The sequence below is a fragment of the Pseudoxanthomonas yeongjuensis genome, from assembly GCF_010093345.1.
GTDB classification, from domain to species: domain Bacteria; phylum Pseudomonadota; class Gammaproteobacteria; order Xanthomonadales; family Xanthomonadaceae; genus Pseudoxanthomonas_A; species Pseudoxanthomonas_A yeongjuensis.
Map to the genome: position 1 here is coordinate 410,050 of NZ_PDWT01000001.1, position 20,661 is coordinate 430,710.

At 64.8% G+C, this 20,661-nt stretch carries 27 protein-coding genes and 1 pseudogene; 16 read left to right on the forward strand and 12 right to left on the reverse strand.

Features of this window, described 5'->3' with window-relative positions; genetic code table 11:
* Positions 1-7 precede the first annotated feature (7 nt).
* Positions 8-982: a hypothetical protein gene (locus tag CSC74_RS01915; RefSeq protein ID WP_162312729.1), complete on the reverse strand. Its 975-nt coding sequence runs from the start codon at positions 980-982 to the stop codon at positions 8-10.
* Here CSC74_RS01915 and CSC74_RS01920 point away from each other — a divergent pair.
* The 5 genes from CSC74_RS01920 to CSC74_RS01940 all read left to right on the forward strand — a co-directional run bounded on the left by CSC74_RS01920 (position 935) and on the right by CSC74_RS01940 (position 4,085).
* Entirely contained in the window at positions 935-1,417 is a 483-nt protein-coding gene (locus CSC74_RS01920; RefSeq protein ID WP_162312730.1) for a hypothetical protein, read from the forward strand. The genes CSC74_RS01915 and CSC74_RS01920 overlap by 48 nt on opposite strands.
* Positions 1,418-2,144: 727 nt before the next feature.
* Complete coding sequence (locus tag CSC74_RS01925) at positions 2,145-2,504, forward strand: hypothetical protein (RefSeq protein ID WP_162312731.1); 360 nt, start codon at positions 2,145-2,147, stop codon at positions 2,502-2,504.
* A gap of 76 nt (positions 2,505-2,580) precedes the next feature.
* Positions 2,581-2,919 (forward strand): tRNA-binding protein, encoded by a 339-nt coding sequence (locus CSC74_RS01930; RefSeq protein ID WP_162312732.1) that lies wholly within the window; start codon positions 2,581-2,583, stop codon positions 2,917-2,919.
* 61 nt (positions 2,920-2,980) lie between these two features.
* The gene (locus CSC74_RS01935) at positions 2,981-3,352 is read left to right on the forward strand and encodes a hypothetical protein (RefSeq protein ID WP_162312733.1); all 372 of its coding nucleotides are present in this window, start codon (positions 2,981-2,983) and stop codon (positions 3,350-3,352) included.
* Positions 3,353-3,467: 115 nt separating this feature from the next.
* Positions 3,468-4,085, forward strand: coding sequence for an HD domain-containing protein (locus CSC74_RS01940; RefSeq protein ID WP_162312734.1), 618 nt, complete (start codon positions 3,468-3,470; stop codon positions 4,083-4,085).
* Positions 4,086-4,128: 43 nt separating this feature from the next.
* On the opposite strand, the pseudogene CSC74_RS01945 reads toward CSC74_RS01940, so the two are convergent.
* A pseudogene (locus CSC74_RS01945) lies at positions 4,129-4,608 on the reverse strand (YgjP-like metallopeptidase domain-containing protein); the annotation flags it as partial.
* 38 nt (positions 4,609-4,646) lie between these two features.
* Here CSC74_RS01945 and CSC74_RS01950 point away from each other — a divergent pair.
* Positions 4,647-4,811, forward strand: a complete 165-nt coding sequence (locus CSC74_RS01950) for an oxidoreductase-like domain-containing protein (RefSeq protein ID WP_162312736.1) — start codon at positions 4,647-4,649, stop codon at positions 4,809-4,811.
* A gap of 68 nt (positions 4,812-4,879) precedes the next feature.
* Here the strand turns inward: CSC74_RS01950 and CSC74_RS01955 are convergent, their stop codons facing one another.
* The 3 genes from CSC74_RS01955 to CSC74_RS01965 form a co-directional block, all read right to left on the reverse strand.
* Complete coding sequence (locus tag CSC74_RS01955) at positions 4,880-5,200, reverse strand: YkgJ family cysteine cluster protein (RefSeq protein ID WP_162312737.1); 321 nt, start codon at positions 5,198-5,200, stop codon at positions 4,880-4,882.
* The gene (locus CSC74_RS01960; RefSeq protein ID WP_162312738.1) at positions 5,197-5,883 is read right to left on the reverse strand and encodes a class I SAM-dependent methyltransferase; all 687 of its coding nucleotides are present in this window, start codon (positions 5,881-5,883) and stop codon (positions 5,197-5,199) included. The genes CSC74_RS01955 and CSC74_RS01960 overlap by 4 nt, the downstream gene beginning before the upstream one ends.
* A 288-nt stretch (positions 5,884-6,171) precedes the next feature.
* Entirely contained in the window at positions 6,172-7,662 is a 1,491-nt protein-coding gene (locus tag CSC74_RS01965) for a phospholipase D family protein (protein ID WP_211369534.1), read from the reverse strand.
* Positions 7,663-7,779: 117 nt separating this feature from the next.
* Here CSC74_RS01965 and CSC74_RS01970 point away from each other — a divergent pair, with 117 nt between their 5' ends.
* The gene (locus tag CSC74_RS01970; RefSeq protein WP_162312739.1) at positions 7,780-8,124 is read left to right on the forward strand and encodes a RidA family protein; all 345 of its coding nucleotides are present in this window, start codon (positions 7,780-7,782) and stop codon (positions 8,122-8,124) included.
* 327 nt (positions 8,125-8,451) lie between these two features.
* Here CSC74_RS01970 and CSC74_RS01975 read toward each other — a convergent pair whose 3' ends face one another.
* Positions 8,452-9,162 carry an rRNA pseudouridine synthase gene (locus CSC74_RS01975; protein WP_162312740.1) on the reverse strand — a complete coding sequence of 237 codons (711 nt, stop codon included), beginning with the start codon at positions 9,160-9,162 and terminating at the stop codon, positions 8,452-8,454.
* A 119-nt stretch (positions 9,163-9,281) separates the two neighbouring features.
* On the opposite strand from CSC74_RS01975, the gene CSC74_RS01980 reads away from it, so the two are divergent.
* The 4 genes from CSC74_RS01980 (at position 9,282) to CSC74_RS01995 (ending at position 11,146) form a co-directional block, all read left to right on the forward strand.
* Positions 9,282-10,139 (forward strand): PA4780 family RIO1-like protein kinase, encoded by an 858-nt coding sequence (locus tag CSC74_RS01980; RefSeq protein ID WP_162313684.1) that lies wholly within the window; start codon positions 9,282-9,284, stop codon positions 10,137-10,139.
* Between the two features lie 107 nt (positions 10,140-10,246).
* Entirely contained in the window at positions 10,247-10,756 is a 510-nt protein-coding gene (locus CSC74_RS01985) for a DUF1993 domain-containing protein (protein WP_162312741.1), read from the forward strand.
* Between the two features lie 15 nt (positions 10,757-10,771).
* Complete coding sequence (locus tag CSC74_RS01990; RefSeq protein WP_162312742.1) at positions 10,772-10,966, forward strand: hypothetical protein; 195 nt, start codon at positions 10,772-10,774, stop codon at positions 10,964-10,966.
* Between the two features lie 27 nt (positions 10,967-10,993).
* The gene (locus tag CSC74_RS01995) at positions 10,994-11,146 is read left to right on the forward strand and encodes a hypothetical protein (protein ID WP_162312743.1); all 153 of its coding nucleotides are present in this window, start codon (positions 10,994-10,996) and stop codon (positions 11,144-11,146) included.
* Positions 11,147-11,281: 135 nt separating this feature from the next.
* Here CSC74_RS01995 and CSC74_RS02000 read toward each other — a convergent pair whose 3' ends face one another.
* Positions 11,282-12,547, reverse strand: a complete 1,266-nt coding sequence (locus CSC74_RS02000) for a TIGR03862 family flavoprotein (RefSeq protein ID WP_162312744.1) — start codon at positions 12,545-12,547, stop codon at positions 11,282-11,284.
* A gap of 84 nt (positions 12,548-12,631) precedes the next feature.
* Here CSC74_RS02000 and CSC74_RS02005 point away from each other — a divergent pair, with 84 nt between their 5' ends.
* Positions 12,632-14,245, forward strand: coding sequence for a serine hydrolase (locus CSC74_RS02005; protein WP_162312745.1), 1,614 nt, complete (start codon positions 12,632-12,634; stop codon positions 14,243-14,245).
* On the opposite strand, the gene CSC74_RS02010 is transcribed toward CSC74_RS02005, so the two are convergent.
* A complete protein-coding gene (locus tag CSC74_RS02010; protein ID WP_162312746.1) occupies positions 14,239-14,670 on the reverse strand; it encodes an FKBP-type peptidyl-prolyl cis-trans isomerase in 432 nt (143 codons plus the stop codon). The two genes, CSC74_RS02005 and CSC74_RS02010, sit on opposite strands and share 7 nt — an antisense overlap.
* A gap of 88 nt (positions 14,671-14,758) precedes the next feature.
* Here CSC74_RS02010 and CSC74_RS02015 point away from each other — a divergent pair, with 88 nt between their 5' ends.
* Positions 14,759-15,124, forward strand: a complete 366-nt coding sequence (locus CSC74_RS02015) for a DUF6164 family protein (protein WP_162312747.1) — start codon at positions 14,759-14,761, stop codon at positions 15,122-15,124.
* Positions 15,125-15,159: 35 nt separating this feature from the next.
* On the opposite strand, the gene CSC74_RS02020 is transcribed toward CSC74_RS02015, so the two are convergent.
* From CSC74_RS02020 to CSC74_RS02030, 3 genes are read right to left on the reverse strand one after another with little or no spacing between them, the layout of a single operon-like run.
* A complete protein-coding gene (locus CSC74_RS02020; RefSeq protein WP_162312748.1) occupies positions 15,160-15,684 on the reverse strand; it encodes an SRPBCC family protein in 525 nt (174 codons plus the stop codon).
* A gap of 36 nt (positions 15,685-15,720) precedes the next feature.
* Positions 15,721-16,167, reverse strand: coding sequence for an SRPBCC family protein (locus CSC74_RS02025; RefSeq protein ID WP_162312749.1), 447 nt, complete (start codon positions 16,165-16,167; stop codon positions 15,721-15,723).
* On the reverse strand, positions 16,164-16,520 hold the full coding sequence (locus tag CSC74_RS02030; RefSeq protein ID WP_162312750.1) for an ArsR/SmtB family transcription factor: 357 nt from the start codon (positions 16,518-16,520) through the stop codon (positions 16,164-16,166). The genes CSC74_RS02025 and CSC74_RS02030 overlap by 4 nt, the downstream gene beginning before the upstream one ends.
* Positions 16,521-16,723: 203 nt before the next feature.
* Between CSC74_RS02030 and CSC74_RS02035 the strand changes: the two genes are divergently transcribed.
* The 3 genes from CSC74_RS02035 to CSC74_RS02045 all read left to right on the forward strand — a co-directional run bounded on the left by CSC74_RS02035 (position 16,724) and on the right by CSC74_RS02045 (position 19,329).
* A complete protein-coding gene (locus CSC74_RS02035; protein WP_162312751.1) occupies positions 16,724-17,461 on the forward strand; it encodes a sulfurtransferase in 738 nt (245 codons plus the stop codon).
* 80 nt (positions 17,462-17,541) lie between these two features.
* Positions 17,542-18,213, forward strand: a complete 672-nt coding sequence (locus CSC74_RS02040) for a glutathione S-transferase (protein WP_162312752.1) — start codon at positions 17,542-17,544, stop codon at positions 18,211-18,213.
* A 135-nt stretch (positions 18,214-18,348) separates the two neighbouring features.
* Entirely contained in the window at positions 18,349-19,329 is a 981-nt protein-coding gene (locus CSC74_RS02045) for an LLM class flavin-dependent oxidoreductase (RefSeq protein ID WP_162312753.1), read from the forward strand.
* A 136-nt stretch (positions 19,330-19,465) separates the two neighbouring features.
* Here the strand turns inward: CSC74_RS02045 and CSC74_RS02050 are convergent, their stop codons facing one another.
* Positions 19,466-20,659, reverse strand: coding sequence for a BaiN/RdsA family NAD(P)/FAD-dependent oxidoreductase (locus tag CSC74_RS02050; RefSeq protein ID WP_162312754.1), 1,194 nt, complete (start codon positions 20,657-20,659; stop codon positions 19,466-19,468).
* Positions 20,660-20,661 lie beyond the last annotated feature (2 nt).

Here is a 20,661-nt window from a genome sequence, read left to right on the forward strand (position 1 = left end):
GCGTGGATCAATCGAGTAATTGCAGCCCCAGGATCAGGCCCAGCACGCCGGCCAGTATCGTGTAATTGCCGTCGCTGCCACGGTTGCCGTAACGGTATCGGCTGTAGTAGCCATCCTCGTAGCCGCGCTGGAAGCCCTGGCGGAAGTAGTAGTTGTACTGGTCCTGTTCCAGGTAATAGCCGTTGTAGCCGTAGTTGGCATCTTCATAGGCATAGCTGTTGCGGTAGTCGCTGCGCCAGCCGTCCTCGCGGTCGGCGCGGCCGGCGCGCAGGCCTTCCTGGTAGCCGTAGTTCACGGCCTGGTTCATCAGGTCGCGGCCGTAGCGGTTGGTCTGGTAGTAGCGGCCGCCGTAGTTGTAGCGGTAGCTGGCCGGTGTGTAGTAGTACGGGTCGTTGTAATAGTTGTAGTTGCGCGCGCTGAAGCGCTGCTGCTGCTCGCGCAGGCGGTTGTAGTACTGCTGCTGGTAGCGGTACTGCGAATTACGACGTTGCTGCTGCAGCTGGCGGGCATAGCGCTGTTCCTGCTCGCGGCGGTCGCTGCGCTGGCGGTCCAGGCGATAGCGTTCGGCGCGCTGGCGTTCCTCGCGGATGCGACGTTCCTGTTGATCGCGGCTCAGGCGATTCTGTTCGTTGCGACGTTCATCGTCACGCCTGGCGTCACGGCGACCGGCCTGGTTGCCACCGGTGACCCGTGCGGGCTGTCCCTGTGCCTGGCGTTGCTGGCGGAGCAGCTCGGCGTTGCGCGCGGCCTGCTGGCGCGGGTCGCCGCTGCGGACGCGTTCGCCCTGGCGTTGCGCCTGCTGGCGATGCTGTTGCTCGCGCTGGGTTTGCTCGCGCTGGGTTTGCGCGCGTTGCGCGTTCTGGCGAGCTTCGGCTTGCTGGCGCAAGGCACGCTGTTGGTCCTCGTTACGGCGCTCGTTCTGTTGACGCGCGCCTTGACGCTGGGCCTGCTGGCGCTGGGCCTGTTCGCGTTGGTTGTTCAAGCGTTCCTGCTGCTGACGCTGGGCATTCTGGCGCGCTTCTGCCTGCTGGCGTTGGGCATTGGCGCGTTGCTGTTGCTGCTGGCGCTGGGCCTGTTGCTGGCGCGCAGCGTTCTGCCGGGTTTCGGCCTGCTGGCGTTGGACGCTGGCGTTGCGTTCCTGCTGCTGGCGCTGAGCGTTCTGGCGCGCTTCTGCCTGCTGGCGCTGGGCACCCTGGCGTGCGCTTTGTTGATGCTGGGCTTCGGCGCGTTGCTGTTGCTGCCGACGCTGTGCCTGTTGGGCCTGCTCCTGGCGCGCAGTGTTCTGCTGGGCCTGCTGGCGACGCTGGTCGGCCTTGGCCTTGTTCTCGTCCTGCTGCTCCTTGTTGTCGCGGTCGCGACCACCGCGATCCTGCGCGGTGGCGGCCGAACCCATTCCAAGCGCAAGCGCGGCGCCTAGCGCAACGGACCAGAGTGTCTGTTGGCGTGGGGAGAGTTTCATGTCGGTTACCTTGCTTGGACTACCAACGATGTAGTTGGCCTGCGCCTAGTTATAGATCGGCGCGATGAATGGCTTCTGAGGCGATCCGGTGCTATTTAGCTGGCGGAAGGCGTAAACGGTTACATATACGCAAGGGATCTGGAACGCTGCGTTTTCCTGCAACCACGAGCAACGATTGTCGGAGTGCGTGCGCTCACAGCAACATGCTGGCGCCACCGACGGCTCAAGGCCGCAGGTGCGGTTGCAACCCCAGGCGGCGCAGGACGACCTGGAGGCGGACGCGCGCTGCAACTCTGGCCGCAGCCGGCTGGGTCGACGTTGCAGCGCGCCGCCCTCGACCCAGTGCGCATGGGTGATGGCCTACGCCCGGATCGGATAGAACGGGATTCGGTTGCCATCGCTTTCATCGTCGTAGTCGAAGACCACGCTCTTCCTGGCCTGTGTCGCATCGATCGCCGCACAGGCCGCGGATCACCAGCAGGCGGCCGCGATCCGTTATGTCGCGTGGCCGAAAGCGTGACCGCCGGCGTGGAATGCGCCGATGGCGGCGGACGTGCGTCGGTCCGGTGCGGAAGGCGGGCAGGGTGGATGCTAGCCTGTGCCGATGCGCCGCGCCGCTGCCTGGTCGACAATGCGTACCTCCGATCCGCGCCGTGCCGGCGCCGCAAACGTGCAAGGAATCCCGATGCGTAGTCCGTTCCCACCTTCCTGGCTGCTCGCCGTGCTTGCCGCGACCGGATTCACGGCCATGGCCGGGCCTGTATCGGCACAGGAGACCGCGCCAGCCGCCACCGCATCGCCGATCCGCTACTCCGGTGGCGACGGTCTGACCCTCAAGAAATCCATCGTCATCGCGGGTGCGGTGAGCACCGGCGCAGGCGAGGCGGCGGAACTTGACTGGATCCGCGAACATCATCCGGGCGCGGTCTTCCAGTCCCGCGGGCGGATCACCGGCCCGCCGCATTACGATGTGGTCACGGTGAAGCTGGCCAGTGGCGCGCTGATGGACCTGCATTTCGATATTTCCGGGTTCTTCGGCAAGTGACAGACGGGCATCGCTGCCTCTGGCAGCGCGTCCGGAAAGCGGTTGTCGGGGGAAGGAAACAGGGAGGACAAGACCGGTGCAGACGATTTCCTGGAGCGATTTCGAGAAAGTGGAACTGCGCGTGGGCCGCATCCTCAGCGCCAAGCCGTTTCCCGAAGCGCGCAAGCCGGCCTATGTGCTGCAGGTGGACTTCGGCGACGTCATCGGCGTGCGCAAGTCCAGCGCGCAGATCACCGCGCTGTACGCGCCGGAACAACTGGTCGGCAGGCTGGTGGTGGCGGTGGTCAACTTCCCCGGCAAGCAGATCGGCCCGCTGATCTCGGAATGCCTGGTCACCGGCTTCCATGACGGCAATGGCGATGTCGTCCTGTGCGTGCCCGACAAGGACGTTCCTCTGGGCACCCGGTTGCTCTGAGCCTTATAGTCATGCCCTGATTTCCACGGCGGGCCTTCTACGGTCCGGGAGAGGCCGGGATATGGCGGCATCGAATCGCATCGAACTAGTGGACGGCGTCGGCTACTGCCGGCTGCCGGGAAATCTTGGATTCCAGCAGGCGGTAAAAGCCATCCGCGAAGCGATAGTGACGGCCAGGGAGGGCGGGCTCCGCGCCTTGCTGGTCGACATTCTGGAGGTTCGTTTCGAGCTGCCTGGTGTCGCCGAGCGGCACGTCATGGTGCGTACCTGGGCGGAAGCGGCAGAGGGCGTGCTGAAGATCGCGATGGTGGCGCCGCCCAGGTTCATCGACCCGGAGAAATTCGGCGTGATTGCCGCGGCGAACTTCAACTTGCCCGGCAACATATTCAGTTCCGAGGTCGAGGCGCTGGCCTGGCTGGGAGAAACGAAATGAGCAGGCAACCCATGCACCCTGCGCAATCCTTGTTCTTCCTTGCAAGGTCGGAACACGATGCTCTGTCGATATGGTTGCCCGTGGCAAGACGTATGGGATTCCTGCTGAGGTCGACATGTCCGCACCCCTGACCCTGCCCACTGCGATGCTGTCCGCGCTGGAATCGGCGTATGCGACGCCGCCGCGCGCCTACCACGGCTTCCACCATGTACAGGAAGTGTTGCGCCATTTCGCCGAGGTAAGCGCCGGCCCGGGATGGACCCAGCCGAGGGAGGTCTACCTGGCGGTGCTTTACCACGACGCGATCTACGAAGCGGGGCGCAAGGACAACGAATCGCGTTCGGCCGCGCTGGCGATGGAACAGATCGCGCAATGGTTGCCGGAAGCCGGTATCGACACATTGCGTGTCGCCGAGTTGATCGACCTTACCGCCCGCCATGGACAATTCTCGCCTGGCGATTTCGGTGACGACGGGTTCGGCCTGGATACGCGTCATTTCCTGGATTGCGACATGGCCATCCTCGGCGCGGAATCCACGGTGTTCGACGCCTACGACCGCGGCATCGAGGAGGAATACCGCGGCCACGTGCCGGGTTTCCTGTTCAGGCTCAATCGCAGGCGTTTCCTCAAGGGATTGCTCGCGCGCGAGCGCATCTTCCTCAGCGAGTTTTTCCACCAGCGCCATGACGCGGCGGCGAGAAGGAACCTGGAGCGGGCGACAGGAAAGAAATAGTGAAGTCGTCATCCCCTGGATTCGCTTGCGGCTTCCCGCATTGCAGATGCGTCAGGTACAGCCGCAGGTCGAACTCGAGCTGGTGGTAGTCCGGGGCCATGTGCATGCACAATTGGTAGAACGGCTTGTTGTGCTCGTTCTCCTTCAGGTGGGCCAGTTCGTGGATCACGATCATCTTCAGGAATTCGGCCGGTGCCTCGCGGAACACGCTGGCGATGCGGATCTCGCGGCTGGCCTTCAATTTGCTGCCTTGCACGCGCGACACGGTGGTATGGGTGCCCAGCGCATGCTTCACCACCTGCAGCTTGCCGTCGTAGACGACCTTGTTCAGTGGTTCGGCCTTGCGCAGGTAGCGGTCCTTCATCTGCACTGTGTACTCGTACAGTTGGCGGTCGTTGCGCACCGCGTGCGATTCGCCGTACTTGTCGCGCAGGATGCCGCCCAACCGGTCCTCTTCGATCAGGGTGCGGACCTGGGCCTGCAGGTGTTCGGGATAGCCGATCAGGTATTTCAGCGGTTGCATGCTGCAACCATACCGGTTCGCGGCGCTACAGTAAGCCCATGGAACCCGATGACGACCCGCCACCGAAGCGTCCCAGCGAGCCGGACCCTGCCGATTGCTGCGGCGAGGGCTGCGTGAACTGCGTTTACGACGTCTACGAGGCGGCGTTGGCGCGTTACGAGAAGGACCTGGCGGCCTGGCGCGCGCGGCAACAACGACCGTAGGAGCGCCCATGGGCGCGAGTTCTTGTTTTTTCGCGGCCGGATCGAAGAGCTCGCGCCCATGGGCGCTCCTACAAATGGTCGTAACGGGTGCGGTAGGTCTCGCGTTCGTCGCGGCAGTACTCGCTGCCCATGGCGAACTTGCGGCAGATGCCGGGGCGCTGGTCGTAGATGCTGCAGCACATGCGCAAGGGGTCGATCGCCACGCACCAGCCATCCTCGCCGTGCGCCATCACTTCCACTCCGTGGTCGTTGCGTTCCACCAGGTGGCGTGGCACCACGTCTTCCGGCATCACCACCACGGTCAGGCGGCAGCACACCGCATCGCAGGTCGTGCACGACACGGTGGCGTCGACGCCTTCCTGCTGCAGTTGCAAGGGGATAGTGCTCATTGCAGCATCCGCGGCGCATTGGCCATCGGCGCGCCGCGCCGGTAGCTGAGCAGACGGCCGCGGAAGGGTTCGCTGTCCTTCTCGTCAAAACGGCTGCGGATCTCGACGACTTCGTAGCCTTGCGTGGCCATGGCGCGGGTGAACGGACCGCTGTTGCCGCGGCCAGGATCGGTGACCAGGAGCTCGGCATCGGGCTTCGCATGGCGCAGCATCATGGCTGCGATCTGCGCCGCATGATCGCGTTCGTACAGGATGTCGCTGCCGATGATCAGGTCGAAGCTGCCCAGGGTGGCGTCGGGCACCGCCCACGGCAGGTCGCGATAAGTCACCGCCGGCAGGTCGTTGAGGCCGGCGTTGTAGGCCAGGAACGGTTCGGCCAGCGGGTGGTGATCGCTGGCCACCACGTCGGCGCCGCGATGTGCGAGCACCAGGCTGGACAGTCCCAGCCCGCAGCCCAGTTCCAGGATGCGCTTGCCAGCAACATCGAAGCCGCTCATGGCCTCGGCAAGCACGCGGCCGGAAGGCCAGACCTGGCCGAACAGGCTCCACAGCGACGAGGAAATGCCCGCGCGCTGCGCATGGCCGGTGGGGTCGGCGAATTGCTGCAGGTCGCTGAGCGCGCGGATGCGGTAATCATGGCCGCCGAGACGGACCGTAAGCATGCGGGTGGAATAGCCCGGCATGGTGGCTCCAGGAAAAGCGTCGCGGGAACAATCCCGATACGGGACCAGCCCGATGCGGGCCAGGGACGCGGGAATAAGGAGCGAAGCGGGCGACTGAATTGCGGTCGGGCGAGACGCGCGTAGGAGCGTGTGAACAACTGCATCCTACGCCATGCCCGCAATCCGGAGCTTAACGCCGCTGGTCGCCGCCGCGGTTCAATGATTCGTTCGCGACAGGTTCCAGGCCTTATCCGGAGCCCACAACGGCGTATTTTCGTGGCGCTGCCGGGGACCTGTCCCGATGGATGGCTAGAAACTCGACAGCCCGGTGGCTTCGGTGAACCGGTAACGCCAGTAGCGCCAGCGCGAAGCGTCCTCGTAGGCGGAGTAGGGCAGGCTGATGCGGCGGCCGTCGCCGTTGTTCCAGCTTTGCTCGAAATAGGCGGTCGCCTGTTCCATCACCGCCGCATCGGTCGTTGCCAATACGCGCGCACTGCTTTCCAGGTTGTAGTCGTCCAGGTTGCGCCGGGTGTAGTTGGCCGAACCTGCGATCAACTCCGCACTGCCATCCACGCCGCGCCTCAGCACCAGCTTGGCGTGGCATTGCTCGCCATGGGTATCGCACCAGCGCACCGCCACGCCGGCCCGGTGCAGTTCCAGCGCCGCCTGGCGATTGGGGATGCCATTCTTCTTGCGGCCGAAGGCGTCCTCGTTCGGATCCAGCAGCACGCGCACCTGCACGCCACGTTGCCGGGCGGCGGCTACGGCTTTCAGCAGGGCGCGGTGGGAGAAATAGAACACCGCGATATCCAACTGTTCGCCGGCTTTGGCGCTGGCCACATTGCTGAGCAGGGCGTCGCGGATACGGCCTTCGGTGACGATCTGCACGCGCGTCTCGGCTGTGCCCGCATCGGATGCCGGGCCGGTTTGTGCGGCGGCTAGCGCCTGTGGCCAGCGAGCGCCAGACAGGGCCGCCACCGCACGCTCGCTGCGCAGCAGGTCGAGCGCCGCGGCGCCGTCGAATCGCAGCGCGACATTGCCATGCGCGCTGCTGCCGTCGTGCGGGTTGGCGCTGGCCACCAGCCCGGCCCAGCCGTCGCCCGTATCCGCCACCAGGGTCTTGCGGTGGTTGGCGTTGAGGTTGAGCAGGGCCAGGTAACTGCGCAGCGTGACCTTGCCCTGGCCGAACGGGCTGGGCAGCCAGCCGCCGTCCCCGCTGTTGCCGGCCCAGCGGCAGCACAGTTGCCAGAAGCCGGACCAGGCCGGGTTCGGCGTGCGTAACCGGGCCAGGTCGGTAACCACCACTTCGATGCCGGCCGCGCGCAAGGCATCGAGATGTTTCGAAGGCATGCCGCCGTAAAGCGTGTTGATGGGATCGGTGATCAGCACCGCCTGCAAGCCGGGAACGGCCCGTTTGCGCTCGACCAGGGCGTGGGTGAGTTGCGCGCTGAGCGGGCGCAAGGGGGGTGCGGCGCCGGTGCCGGAAAAATCGTTGAACAGGAACATGTCCAGCACGACCGCCTGGCGTGCCTGCCCGATCAGGCGCAGCGCCTCATCGAAAACCTGCTGGTCGCTATGTCGGACGCCGGCGGCGTCGAGGTAGGTGACATCGGTCAGCAGGGTCACCGCGCCGGCGGGCCGCAGCGGGAATTCCTGGCCGATACCTTCCGGCAAGGGCTTCCAGACCTGGTACACGGCCATTGCCAGATAACACGCGAGCGATATCAGCAAGAAACGTTTGAACCAGACCCGGGCGCGCTGTTTCAGCGGTTTCGGCGTGGAGGCGGCGGTTTCGCTCAAGGTGCATTCCCTGCAGCAGGATCGGACCGATCCGTGTCGGCTCGCAGGATATCCCACGGGATATCGGGGGATGCGCGGTAGGATGGCCGTCACCCTGACGGTCCGCGGAGGACACACATGATCCAGCGATTCGAAGTAGGCAAGCGTCTGTCGGAAATGGCCGTGCACAACGGCACGGTTTATCTGTCGGGCCAGATCGCCGACGACACCAGCGCCACTATCCAGGGCCAGACCCGGCAGGTGCTAGAGGCCATCGATGCTTTGCTGGCGCAGGCCGGCAGCGACAAGAGCCGGATCCTGCACGCGCAGATATTCCTTCCCGACCTGGGCGATTTCGCGGCGATGAACGAGGTCTGGGAAGCTTGGGTAGCCCCGGACAATGCGCCGACCCGTGCCACCGTGCAGGCCGGATTGGCCGATCCGAAGTGGAAGATAGAAATCGTCGTGACTGCGGCGGTCTAGCCTTGTAGAGCCGAGCTTGCTCGGCTGCTCCTGGTATTGAATCAAAAGCAGCCGAGCAAGCTCGGCTCTACAAAAAAAGGGCGGCTCCCGTAGGAATCCGCCCTTGTATCGTGAAGCGCTTGCTTACTTGTTCTTCTTCTTTTCCTGCTTCTCGGCGCGCTTTTCCTTCAAGGTCTTGGTCGGCGCCTTCTTTTCGCTTTTCTTCTGGTCCATTCCCTTGCTCATACGGGCCTCTCGTCGGTGTGGATCGGGTGCCTAGTGTCGGCAAGCCGACAGGGTGGCGTCAATCGCTGCATTCGCCATCGGGCCGGTCGGAGCAGTTGCTATTCAGAAGCGTTCGGCGACCGGCAGGTAACGCCATTCGCCGACCGGCATCTTGCTGAGCGGAATGCGGCCGATGCGGATGCGGCGGATCGACAGCACATCCAGGCCTACCTGCCCGCACATGTGCCGCAACTGGCCGGGGCGCACCGCCTTGATCGCGAAGCGCAAGCGGTTCTCGCTCTGCCAGCTGACCTTGGCCCTGGGCAGGGCGCGGCCCTGGTAGAGCATGCCGTCGCAAAGTCTGGGCAGGCCGTAGGGCGCCAGCTCGCCTTCCACTTCCACCACGAATTCCTGTTCGATCATGTCCGCATCTTCACTCAGCCGCCGCCATACGCGGCCGTCCTGGCTCAACACCACCAGGCCGCTGGCTTCTTCGTCCATCGGCATCAGCGGGGTCAGGCGCACGAAATGGCGCTTGAGTACCCGCACGCCGGGGTCGTCGCCTGCGGTATGGCTTGCGGGCGTCGCCAGCTTCGGCGAAGCGTCGAATGCGATGCCGGCGGGCTTGTGCAGCAGCAGGGTCGCGGGTTCGGCCGCTTCCAGGTCCGCTTCCGGATCGATCAGCACGGTCTGGGTGGTGATCGGGTGCTGCGGGGCATCGATCACTTCGCCGTCCACGGTCACCCAGCCGCCCTGGATGTACTGGTCGGCCTCGCGCCGGGAACAGCCGGCGAGTTCGGCGACGCGTTTGGCCAGACGGACGGGTTCGGACATGGGAAAGTCGTGCGTTTGCGGGCATGCAGTGTAAGCGCTGACCCCGGAAACCGCCGTTTTCCCCGGTTCCGGCCGCCGGACAGGCACAATGGGCGCCCCCAAGCCGAACCATGTACTGGATGAAGACCCCGGAAGGCCTGCAAGCGCTGATCGATGACGGCGTGATCGACGAAGTGATGCGCCCGCTGAAGAGCGGCAAGGAAGCGGCCGTGTACGTGGTCCGCGTCGGCGACGACGTGCGTTGCGCCAAGGTCTACAAGGACATGGCCCAGCGCAGCTTCAAACAGCGCGTGCAATACCAGGAAGGGCGCAAGGTGCGTGGCAGCCGCGAGGCGCGTGCGATCGGCAAGGCCAGCAAGTACGGGCGCAAGCAGCAGGAAACGGCCTGGAAGAACACCGAGGTCGATGCGCTGTACCAACTGCTCGAAGCCGGGGTGCGCGTGCCGCGGCCGTACGGCTACTTCCACGGCGTGCTGGTGATGGAGCTGGTCACCGATGCGGAAGGATTCTCCGCGCCGCGCCTGGGCGAACTGCAGCTGGAGGCGGAGGAAGCCCGCGAATACCACGCCTTCCTGGTCCGCCAGGTGGTGCTGATGCTGTGCGTCGGCCTGATCCATGGCGACCTGTCGGCCTATAACGTGCTGGTCGGCGCCGAGGGCCCGGTGGTGATCGATTTCCCGCAGGTGGTCAGCGCCGGCGGCAACAACGCCGCGCGGGCGATGCTGCTGCGCGACGTCAACAACCTGACCGCCACGCTGGGCGCCTTCGCCCCCGAATTGCTCGATACCTGGTATGGCGAGGAAATGTGGGCGCTGTTCGAGGCTGGCGACCTGCTGCCGGATACGCCGCTTACCGGCAAGTTCGTGCACGACGAGCGCAGCGTGGACCTGGATGGCGTCCGCGATGCGATCAACGATGCGCGCGAGGAAGCGTTGATCCGCCAGCAGGGACGCGAGGCCGCCGCCGAACAGGATTGACCGCCAACTTTTTACCTGTGGGAGCGGCGTAAGCCGCGAAGCCCTTGCGCTAGGCAATCGCGGCTTACGCCGCTCCCACAACATCTTATTTTTCAAGAGGAATTCCGATGACCATTTCCCTGTACGCCGCTTCCGTTCCCGTGTTCCGGCAATTGCTCGGCAGTCTCGACCAGTTGCTGGCCAAGGCCGAGGCCCACGCTACCGAACGCAAGATCGATCCGGACGCGTTGCTGCAGGCGCGGCTGTTCCCCGACATGTTCCCGCTGCTGAAGCAGGTGCAGATCGCCTGCGATTTCGCCCGGGGCGTCTCCGGAAGACTGGCAGGGGCCGAATTGCCGGTCATCGATGCAGGTCAAAAGACTTTCGCGGACCTGCGGGCGCTGATCACCGCCACCCTGGACTTCATCGGCGGACTGGACAGCGCAGGCTTCGATGGCGCCGACACGCGTGAAGTCGTCCTGCGTCCCGGCACCCCCAAGGAACGGCGCATGCCCGGCCAACACTACCTGCTGCATTACGGACTGCCGCAGTTCTTCTTCCACGCCACCACCGCTTACGACCTGCTGCGGCACAATGGCGTGGAAGTCGGCAAGCGCGACTTCATGGGCAATTACTGAACCGGAATCCAAGAAATGACCAATCGTTCACCGAAACCCTGGGATCGCAAGAATCCCCTTAATGCGGAAGCGCATACCAAGCTGACGCCCGAACAGGTCGAGCAGGCCAGGCAACGCGCCGCCGCCGCGGGACGCGCCTATCCGAACCTGGTCGACAACATGTTCGTTGCCGCGCAAGCCAGGAAGCAGGGCAAGCGGAAGCCTTCCTGACCCAATGCGTTTTTCCGGAGGATGGAGATGAGCCTGGTAGGAATCGTACTGATCGTCGTGGGCATCTATCTGGCGATCAAGGTCGCCGGTTTCGCGCTGAAGCTGGCGATGTGGGCGCTGGTGATCGCCGGCGTGTACTGGTTGCTGGCGCCCTATCTGGGATTGCCGTTCCCATTCTGAACTGATCGCCGCATGTCATGAGGATGACGCGGAAACCTAACCGTTTTTCAACATGCGAATGACTATGCTGTTGCCACGTCCGCGATCGCTGCAGGCAGGAAAGCATTCCTTGCCGGGCCATAGCGGACGACCAGATTAAGAGCGCCCAGATCGGAGCGGCGTAGATTCCTGCAGCCAAGTCGCCGCGCCCTTGCCGGCGCGGCGGCCGCTGGCGAAGCAGGCGCTCAGCAGGTAACCGCCGGTCGGCGCTTCCCAGTCCAGCATTTCGCCTGCGCAGAAGGTGCCGGGCGATGCCTTCAGCATCAAGCGCTCGTCCATCGTTTCCAGGCGTACGCCACCGGCGCTGCTGATGGCTTCGGCCATGGGGCGCGGGCGTTTCAAGGTAAGCGGCAGGCGATGGATGGTGCGTGCGAGCGAGACAGGATTGTCCCGCTGCGACTTGTCCAGCACTTCGTAGAGCAAGGCGGCCTTGACCCCCTCGATCCCGGCCTGCCGGCGCAGGTGTTCGCTGACGCTGCGGTGGCCGCGCGGTTTCGCCAGCTCCTTCTGCAAGCGTTCCAGGCTGCGTCCGGGCGCCAGATCCAACTGCAGGGTGGTGTGTCCGTTGCGCGCGATGGCCTCGCGCAATTCCGCCGACAGCGCGTAGACCAGGCTGCCTTCGATACCCTCGACGCTGATCACGCATTCGCCCTGGAGTTCGTGTTCGCGACCTTCGGCATCGCGCCAATGGGCGACCACGGGTTTCAGCGGCGCGCCTGCATGGCGGCTGGCGAGGTGCTCGCTCCAATCGATATCGAATCCGCAATTGGCGGGCTGAAGCGGCGCGACCTCGACGCCGCGCGCGACCAGCAGCGATTGCCAGGCGCCATCGGAGCCGAGTTGCGGCCAGCTGCCGCCACCGAGCGCAAGGATCGCCGCGTCGGCGTGCAGTCCGGTTTCGCCTTCAGGCGTGGCGAAGCGCAAGGCGTCGCCATTCCAGCCCAGCCAGCGATGGTGCACATGGAAGCGCACGCCGCTTTCGCGCAGGCGCCGCACCCAGCCGCGCAGCAATGGCGCGGCCTTGAGATCGGAGGGAAACACGCGCCCGGAACTGCCGACGAAGGTTTCCACGCCCAGCCCGCGCGCCCATTCGCGCAGGGCGCCGGCATCGAATTCACGCAGCCAGGCGCCGACTTCATCGGATCGCTCGCGGAAGCGGCGCACGAATGCTGGCATGGGCTCCGAATGGGTCAGGTTCAACCCGCCCTTGCCGGCGATCAGGAACTTGCGTCCCACCGATCCCTTGGCTTCATACACATCGACTTCGAGCCCGGCGGCGCGGGCCGTTTCCGCGGCCATCAATCCGGCGGGTCCGCCGCCTATCACGGCCAATCGTCTGTTCGTGCCGGGGGCGATATCCATGTACGTATTATGCCCGGCGGTCGCCGTCGCCAATCGATGCGGTATCGTCGCGGTTCCGACCCTGGATCGAGAATCGATCAAGCCATGCCAAGTTTCCTTGCAAGTCCACCGATCGCCTGCCTGCTGTTGTCCTTGCTCCTGTTCCCGGGCATCGCCCGTGCGCAGGCATCCCCGGAGAGCCTGCCCGCGCAGTTGCAGGACTTCGACGCCTATGTGGAAGAAGTGCGCAAGCAGTTCGATGTGCCAGGGATAGCAGTGGCCATCGTCAAGGATGGACAGGTGGTGCTGGAACGCGGCTACGGCGTGCGCGAGTTGGGCCAGCCAGACGAGGTCGATGCGCACACGCTGTTCGCCATCGCTTCCAATACCAAGGCGTTCACCTCGGCATCCCTATCGATACTCGCCGACGAAGGCAAGCTGAAGCTGGATGACCGCGTGATCGAGCATCTGCCCTGGTTCCGCATGTCCGATCCGTACGTCACCCATGAGATGCGCATCCGCGACCTGCTGGCGCACCGCAGCGGCCTGGGGCTCGGCGCGGGCGATCTGCTTTACTGGCCCACTACCGACTACAGCAATGAGGAAGTAGCGCGTCGCCTGCGCGACGTGCCGTTGACAGGAAGCTTCCGCAACCAGTACGCCTACGACAACATCCTCTTCGGTGTGGCCCAACTGGTGGTGGAACAGGCCAGCGGGCAGTCCTATCGCGAGTTCCTGCAGTCGCGCATCTTCATGCCGCTGGACATGGCGGAAACCCGCTATAACAGCGACCACCTCAAGCCTGGCGACAAGGTCGCAACCGGCCATGCCAAGGCCGGCTTCACCGAACTGCAAGCGGTTCCGCGCATGACCTGGTCGAACGTGGCTGGTGCGGGCGGAATCTATTCCAGCGTGCACGACATGGGCAAGTGGATGCGGTTGCAGTTGGATGGCGGGGTGATTTCCGGCGAAGGCGAACAGGCGAAGCGCTTGTTCAGCGCCAAGCGCCAGCAGGAGATGTGGTCGATGATCACGCCCATTCCGATACCGACGCCGCCGGTACCGCAACTGGCCGCTGCAAGTCCTGACTTCCTCGGCTATGGCGAAGGCTGGAATCTGTCCGATTACCGCGGCCGCAAGCTGGTCTGGCATACCGGCGGCTGGCCGGGAATGGTGTCGCGCGTGACCCTGGTGCCCGAGCAGAAGCTCGGCATCGTGGTGCTGACCAACCAGGAGGTGGGCGCCGCGTTCCACGCCATCACCCTGCGCGCGCTGGACGCCTATGCGGACGCGCCGAAGAGCGACTGGATCGCCGCCTACGCTGCGGGCATGGCCAAGAAGCAAAGCGAAGCCGAAGACAGCTGGCGCAAGCACGTCGCCGCGCGCGATACGCAATCCAGGCCTTCATTACCGCTGGCGAAGTATGCGGGAACCTATCGCGATGCCTGGTATGGCGACGTGGCTGTCGCGGAGCAGCGCGGCAAGCTGGTGTTGCGCTTCAGCCACACAGCGCAGCTGGTCGGCGAACTGGAGCACTGGCAGCACGATACTTTCATCGTGCACTGGCGCGACCGCGGCCTGAATGCCGACGCTTTCGTCGATTTCGACCTGGATGCCGACGGCATGATCCGCGAAATACGCATGAAGCCGGTTTCGCCGTTGACCGATTTCAGCTTCGATTTCCAGGATCTGCGCCTGACGCCAGTCAAGGATCAGTGAGGCTCGACGCCCAGCAGCTCCACTTCGAACACCAGCGAGGCATTGGGCGGGATCACGCCTCCCGCGCCATCGCGGCCGTAACCGTAGTCCGAGGGAATCAGCAGGGTGCGCTTGCCGCCGACCTTCATCCCGGCTACGCCATCGTCCCAGCCGCGGATCACCTGGCCGGCGCCGAGCAGGAAGGTGAAGGGTTCGCCGCGATCCACCGAGCTGTCGAACTTCAGCCCGTGCTTGTCCTTGGCGGACTCGCTGTACAACCAGCCGGTGTAGTGCACGGTCACATCGGAGCCCGCGGTCGCCACGGCGCCAGTACCTGCCTTTTCGTCGATGCGCTGCAGTTCGATCACGCTGCCATCGGGTGGGGGAGCGGAGTCGGCGCAGGCGGTGAGGACGAGCAGGACGAGCAGCGGTAGTGCGAAACGCATGGTTTTTCCTTCGATCGACAGACGCAAAGGTTAACGCATGCGGTGTGTGCCTGCAGCGCAGGACAGGCCGCGCCGCTATCATGTGCGCATGGCCAAACTCCTGCTCAACCTGCGCAACGTGCCCGACGATGAAGCCGATGAAGTACGCGATTGGCTCAAGGACAGTGGCATCGAGTTCTACGAAACAGAACCCAGCTCATGGGGCATTTCGTCGGGCGGGATCTGGATCCGCGAAGATGCGCAGATCGCCAGGGCCAAGGCCCTGATGGCCGAATACCAGGCGCAACGCAGGCAGCGTGCGCAAGCCGACCGTGCCGCCGCGCGCAGCGACGGCAGCGCGGAAACCTTCGCCAGCCTGCTGCGCCAGCGGCCGGGATACGTGCTGGGCGTGCTCGTGGCGATCATCGGCATCGTCGCGTTGACCCTGGCGTTGCCGTATCTGTTCCTGCGCTGAGGGTATCGCCGGTGGGCCGGGGCCCACCCTATGGATCACGGAATGCGTTGCGCGTACTCGGCTTCCAGGCGTGTGTGCGTGGTCCAGAAGCCTGGCGACATGCGGCCATCGAGGCGATCGACCAGGATATCCAGGTGCGTGTGCCATCCGCCGGCGACGCTGAGCATCTGCTCGCGGTCGGGCAGGCGGGTGTGGGTCAGCAGCAACCGCACTTCATCGCCCTGCGCGCTGAGTTCGAAGCGGACTTCCGAAGTCCCGTCCCAGGTATAGGCGAGCAGCCGCGGTGGCTCGCAGGCGATGATGCGGCCGTGCATACGGCTTTCGGCCCCGTATCTGGCGTACTTCTCCGGCGGCGGATCGTCGTTTGCGGTGAGCTCCGAATTGCGGAACACGAGCTCGACGCTCCCTCCCTCGCGTAATTCCATCTCGCCGGCCGCGAGCCACTGCGCGCGCTTGTCCGATTCGGTGAGAAAGGCCCAGACCCGTTCGACCGGGCCGGGCAGGATGCGCTCGAAGCGGACCGTGTCCGCTGCGACAAGCGTGGCGTAAGCAGTATTCATGGCGTTATTCATGGCGTTTCTCTCCGCTGACGGGGATCAGGTGAACAGGTCGGCGAGCGCATCGAGCATCGTGGTCCAGCCATGGCGGGTGCGATCGGCGTAGTCGCTCCACTTCGCGTCCATGCGGTGTACCAGGGTGAGCACGCAGCCGCTGCCGCTGGCCTCGATGTCGATATGCACTTCGCTGGGCGCGTCGTCCGAGTCGTCCTTGACCGCCCAGGTGAAGATGAGGCGATGCGGGCGCTCGATTCGCAGGTACTGGCCGACGTGGTCGATGAGCTCGCCGTTGCGCTCGACCTTGAGGGAGAAGCTGCCGCCCACGCGCGGATCCACGTCCAGGCGGACCACGTTCTCGTCGCGCACGCGCGGTCCGAACATCCATTGGCCCAGCGTGCGCGGCACCAGCCAGGCATCGAATACGCGCTCGGGCGAAGCCTCGAAGTAGCGGGTGACGCGGACTTCCACGGGAGCAGCAGGAGTCATCGTGTTGTTCCTTTGGATGGCTCGGCGGGATCGACGCGCAGTACGGTTTCCAGCGCATCCAGGCGCTCGCCCCAGAACTGCCGGTAGTACTGCAGCCAATGTTCGGCTTCAGCCAGCGCCTCGGCGCGTAGCTGGCAGAGATGGGTGCGGCCCTGGATCCGGCGCTGCACCAGGCCGGCACGCTCCAGCACCTTGATGTGCTTGGAAGCGGCGGCCAGCGAGATCTGGAACGGCGCCGCCAGCTCGCCGACGCTGCGCGATTGCACGCTCAGGCTGCGCAACATCCGCCGCCGGGTGCCGTCGGAGAGCGCCTGGAAGACGACGTCGAGTCGGGTGGATTCATATTCAACCATATGGTTGATAGTAGGGCGGCTGACATGCTTTGTCAACCGTTTGGTTGAATATAAATCAGGACGCATCCCAGGACGCATCCCTTGCTTGTCTTTGTAGATCCGAGCTTGCTCGGATGCTCTTGGCTCACGATCAAAAGCATCCGAGCAAGCTCGGATCTACGACGATGGAAAAGCAGCGCGGACAGTGCATTTACAATGGACGCATGATCCTCAACGCCGCTGCCTATCATTTCGTTCCCATTGCCGACCCGGAGGCGCTGGCTGGCCAGTTGCATGCCTGGGCCGGCGCTGGAGGGCTGCGCGGCACTTCGCTGGTCGCAGGCGAGGGCATCAACCTGTTCCTTGCGGGCGAAGAAAGTGCTGTCCGCGCGTTCTTCGAGCAACTGCGCGCGGATCCGCGTTTCGCCGCGATCCGGGTCAAGTTCAGCCACAGCCGCAGGCAACCGTTCGCGCGGCTGAAGACAAAGGTCAAGCCGGAAATCATCAGTTTCCGTCGCGACGACGCCTCGCCCTTGGCCAAGCGGGCGCCTGCGGTCGCGCCGGCGACGTTGGCGCAATGGCTGCGACAGGGCCACGACGACCGGGGCAAGCGCGTGGTGCTGCTGGACACGCGCAACCGGCAGGAAGTGGAGCACGGCACCTTCGTCGGCGCGTTGACCCTGCCGATAGACAAATTCACCGATCTTCCCGAAGCAATGGAGCCGCATCGTGACGGACTGGCCGACGCTACCGTGGTGAGTTTCTGCACCGGCGGCATCCGTTGCGAGAAGGCAGCGCTGTGGATGCAGGAAACCGGCATGGACAACGTGCTGCAGCTGGAGGGCGGCATCCTGGGCTATTTCGAACAGATCGGCGGACAGGGCTACCGGGGCCGCTGCTTCGTGTTCGACGAACGTGTCGCCCTGGATGCGGAACTCAATCCGCTGGTGGATGCGGCCTGACCTGGCCATCGCATCGCGCGGGCTATGATCCGGTGGTCGATGCCGGCCTCCCTGCCGGATCCATTTCCCCCGAGGCTTCCATGGTCACCGTCCACCACCTCAACAACTCCCGTTCGCAGCGCGTGCTCTGGTTGCTGGAGGAACTGGGCCTGGATTACAACGTGGTGCGCTACCAGCGCGATGCCGAGACCATGTTGGCCCCGTCATCACTGCGCAAGGTGCATCCGCTGGGCAAGTCGCCGGTGGTGGTGGATGGCGGGAATACCCTGGCCGAATCCGGCGCGATCCTGGAATACCTGGTGGAACGCTACGATTCCGCGCGCAACTTCGCGCCATCGCCCGGCACGCCGGAACAACTGCGCTACCGCTACTGGATGCATTACGCGGAAGGTTCGGCGATGCCGCCGCTGCTGATGAGCCTGGTGTTCTCGCGCTTGAAGAAGGCGCCGATGCCGTTCTTCGTGAAACCGGTGGCCAAGGGCATTTCGGATAAGGTGATGAAGACCTTCGTCGGGCCGCAGGTGGAGCTGCACCTGGATTACATGGAAGGCGAGCTGGGCAAGTCGCGCTGGTTCGCCGGCGACGGATTCAGCGCGGCCGACATCCAGATGAGCTTTCCGGTGGAAGCGGCGTCGGCGCGTTACGGGCTCGACGACAAGCCGAACCTGCGCGCCTTCCTGCAGCGCATCCATGCGCGGCCGGCTTACCGGAAAGCACTGGAGCAGGGCGGTCCGTTCGACTTGTTGAGCTGAGTACGCGTTCTGTAGGAGCGACGTGAGTCGCGAAACGAGGCGCCTGCAAGTCCCGGAACTCAGCGTCCCGCCCATCCGTTTGCCATTGACGTAACCAGCCCCCATCTCGAAGCAATGACTTTCGAGCGAGCAGCCATGATTCCCTATTCGATACTCGACCTGGCCCCGGTCTGCGAAGGCAGCGATGCCGCGCAGGCCTTCCGCAATACCCTGGACCTGGCGCAGCACGCCGAAGGCTGGGGCTACCAGCGCTACTGGCTGGCCGAGCACCACAACATGCCGGGCATCGCCAGCGCCGCGACGGCGGTGTTGATCGGATACATCGCCGGCGGCACGAAGACCATCCGGGTCGGCGCCGGCGGGGTGATGCTGCCCAACCATGCGCCGCTGCAGGTGGCCGAACAATTCGGCACGCTGGCCTCGCTGTATCCGGGCCGCATCGACCTGGGCCTGGGCCGCGCGCCCGGCACCGACCAGCCCACGGCCAAGGCCTTGCGCCGCTATTTCGACAGCGCCGAGCAGTTCCCGCACGACGTGCAGGAATTATTGGGCTATTTCGCGCCGGTGCAGCCCGGTCAACTGGTGCGTGCGGTCCCCGGCGCAGGGCTCGACGTGCCGGTGTGGCTGTTGGGTTCCAGCCTGTTCAGTGCGCAACTGAGCGCGGCACTGGGGCTCCCGTTCGCCTTCGCCTCGCACTTCGCACCCGATGCGATGGACCAGGCGCTGGCGGTCTATCACCGCGATTTCCGGCCTTCGCAGCATCTGGCCCAGCCGCACGCGATGCTGGCCCTGAACGTCGTCGTCGCCGCGACCGACGCCGAAGCGAAACGCCTGTTCACCACCGCCCAGCAGAGTTTCGTCAACCTGCGTCGCGGCAAGGCGGGATTGATCCCGCCTCCGATCGACGATATCGAGGCCTATTGGGAACCGCACGAGAAGCTGGGCGTTGAGAATGCGCTGGCCTGCAGCGTGGTCGGTAGCCCGGAAACGGTGAAGCGCGGCATCGCGGCGTTCATCGACCGGCATCGTCCGGATGAATTGCTGCTGGTGGCGAATGTGTTCGACCACGACGCGAGGTTGCGCTCGTTCGAACTCGCCGCCGAAGCGATGCGCTGACGAAGGAGCGTTGTAGGTGCGATTGTAGGAGCGACGCAAGTCGCGAAGCCCCGGAATCATCGGCCGCCGCAATCAACGATCTATCGACAGTGTCGCCTTCGCGACTTGCGTCGCTCCTACAAACCGGAGTGATCGGTCAGACCGCGTTACCGGCGGCATGCCCCGACGCCCACGCCCACTGGAAGTTGTAGCCGCCCAGCCAGCCGGTGACGTCCACCACTTCGCCGATGAAGTACAACCCGGAAACCTTCTTCGATTGCATGGTGCTGGAGGACAGCTCATCCGTATCCACGCCGCCGAGAGTGACTTCGGCGGTGCGGTAGCCTTCGGTGCCGCTGGCGATCAGCGGCCAGGCCTGCAGCTGCGCGGCGATCTGTTTCAGTTCGGGCAGGTTGAACTGCTTCATCGGCCGCTGCGGCTTCCATTGCGGCAGCCACACCTCGCACAGGCGCTGGGCGAAGCGCTTCGGCAACAGGTCGCCGAGCACGGTCCTGAGTTCGGCCGCCGGCCGCTCGCGTTGCATCCGTTGCAGGACCTCCAGTGCATCCTGGCCCGGCAAGAGATCCAGGCGCAGGTCGTCGCCCGGCTGCCAGTAGGAAGAGACCTGCAGGATCGAAGGGCCGCTGACCCCGCGATGGGTGATCAGCATGAAGTTGCGGAAACTCCTGCCGTTGCAGTTCGCCTCGACCGGTAACGCCACGCCGCTCAGGTCCTGCAGGTGTTCCTGGTGCTTGCCGGTCAGGGTCAAGGGCACCAGTCCGGCACGGGTCGGCAGCACCGCGTGGCCGAACTGGCGCGCGAGTTCGTAGCCGAAACCGCTGGCGCCCATGCTGGGGATGGAGAGGCCGCCGCAGGCGACCACTAATGCCGGCGCGGAAAGGCTGCCGCGCGTGGTGTGCAGGCGGAAGCCTTCGTCGGCGTGCTGCGCGCGTTCCACGCTGCAGCCGGTTTCGATGCGTACACCGGCGGCTTCGCATTCGTCCAGCAGCATCTTCACGATCTGCTTCGAAGAGTCGTCGCAGAACAGTTGCCCCAGCTCCTTCTCGTGCCAGGCGATGCCATGGCGGTCGACCAGGTCGATGAAATCGGAGGGGGTGTAGCGCGCCAGCGCCGACTTGCAGTAGTGGGGATTGGCGGAAAGGTAATTGGCCGGCGTGGTCCCGGTATTGGTGAAGTTGCAGCGCCCGCCGCCCGACATCAGGATCTTCTTGCCCACGCGGTTGGCGTGTTCGACCACCAGCACGCGCTTGCCGCGCCGGCCCGCGGTCAACGCGCACATCAACCCGGCCGCGCCGCCGCCGATGACCAGCACATCGTGGCTGTGGCTCATCG